Origin of the sequence: Nitrobacter sp. 62-23 (assembly GCF_001897285.1) — a bacterium.
Lineage (GTDB): Bacteria > Pseudomonadota > Alphaproteobacteria > Rhizobiales > Xanthobacteraceae > Nitrobacter.
This window is the reverse complement of sequence record NZ_MKSM01000061.1, coordinates 1-1651: the sequence shown is the minus strand read 5'-3', so window position 1 is coordinate 1651 and position 1651 is coordinate 1. Positions and strand designations below refer to the sequence as shown.

2 protein-coding genes are annotated in these 1651 nt (G+C 64.3%); both read left to right on the top strand.

The window, feature by feature from the left end; genetic code table 11:
* The first annotated feature begins 105 nt into the window (after positions 1 to 105).
* Entirely contained in the window at positions 106 to 816 is a 711-nt protein-coding gene (locus BGO16_RS04985; RefSeq protein WP_292617485.1) for an MgtC/SapB family protein, read from the top strand.
* A 240-nt stretch (positions 817 to 1056) separates the two neighbouring features.
* Complete coding sequence (locus BGO16_RS04980; RefSeq protein WP_292617484.1) at positions 1057 to 1575, top strand: TIGR02281 family clan AA aspartic protease; 519 nt, start codon at positions 1057 to 1059, stop codon at positions 1573 to 1575.
* Positions 1576 to 1651 lie beyond the last annotated feature (76 nt).

The window sequence follows — 1651 nt, the reverse complement described above, 5'->3', positions numbered from 1 at the left end:
CCGCCGACACGCCGGGTCAAGCCGCGCGGGACCTGAAGGGCTCGCGTATCCGGAACCTGTGCTGTCGCCGCAACGTTGGCCACGACATCTCGCCCCGAGGCTCCCATGGACATGCCCCTGCAACCGACCTGGCCGGATATCGCAATCCGTCTCGCCTTGACCATGGTCGCCGGCGGCATCGTTGGCCTGGACCGGAGCACGCGGGGACATGCGGCCGGATTTCGCACCACCATTCTGGTGGGACTCGCCGCCTCGGTCGCCATGATCCAGGCCAACGTCCTGCTGTCGGCGAGCGGCAAGACGCCGGCGTCCTTCGCCGAGATGGATGTGATGCGCTTGCCGCTCGGCATCCTCACCGGCGTCGGCTTCATCGGCGCCGGGACCATCTTCAAGAAAGGTGATCTCATCACCGGCGTCACCACCGCGGCAACGTTGTGGCTGATCACGGTGATCGGTCTCTGTCTGGGCGGCGGTCAACTGGTGCTGGGCGCCGCCGCGACGGTGCTGGCGGTCATGACTCTCTGGGCGCTGAAATGGGTCGACTATGTCATCCCTCGCGAGCACCGCGTCCGGGTGGTTGTCGCAGCCGATGCCGAGATGCGAACGATCGTCGAACTGCCGCGCCTGATCGGAGGCTTTGGCTATCACGCCCGCTTCGCCGATGTGAAACGGCATGATGACGGGTCGATCGATTGTTCATTCGATGTCTCGTGGCGGCGCGCCGAGCGATCGGTACGGCCGACGGATCTGCTGGCGCTGATCCGCAAGAGCTATGAGATCAAGGCGTTCGCCTTGAGCACCGAAGACGGCCGCTAGGGCAGATCCCGAAAAGTGGAAACCGGTTTTCGGAAAAGATCATGCTGGCGCAGGATGACGGAAGCGCGGAGCGGGTGGGCGTAGCGCGCGATGGATTTCGCATTAACGCTTCGCTCATCCTTTTCCCAAATAAAGAACCTCACGGTTGTTGCGGGTTATGGCCAGCCGACGACCGCGCGTAAGGTCGCGGCCGTTGTTCGGGTCTGTTAGTTGAGTCGGGTCTGTCAGTGAGTGTGCGCCATGCGAAATCTGATGATTCTTGCCGCGCTTCTTGTCGGAGCGGGTACCTACATGGCGCAGGTGGCCGACGAAATGACCGCAACCGCGGCGGCACGGGCGACGACGCCCGTGCAGCAGGCGACGTTCGAGGACAACGCCCAGGCCGGTCGCCGCAGCGTCAGCATCGCGCGGGATGGCCGCGGCCACTTCCAGACGGAAGGCCGGATTGACGGCCAGCGCGTCGGCTTCATGGTCGATACCGGGGCGTCGGTGATCGCGCTCAATGAAAGTTCAGCCGCGCGGATCGGCGTGCGGCCCTCGCAGAACGATTATGATGCGACGGTGACCACGGCCAACGGCAAGGTCAAGGCGGCGCGAACCCGGCTCCCCATGGTCGATGTCGGGGGTCTCATCGTGCGCGACGTCGACGCCATGGTGCTGCCCGACGAGGCGCTGTCGGAAAACCTGCTTGGCCTGTCGTTTCTGTCCAAACTCAGGCGCTTCGAATTTGCCAACGGGCGCATGGTGCTGGAACAATAGGCTGGCGCCGCCATTGGTCGAGGTCGCAGGCGACGCGCTCCGCCGTGGCGCTGCGAATTATGCCGCAATTGCCTTT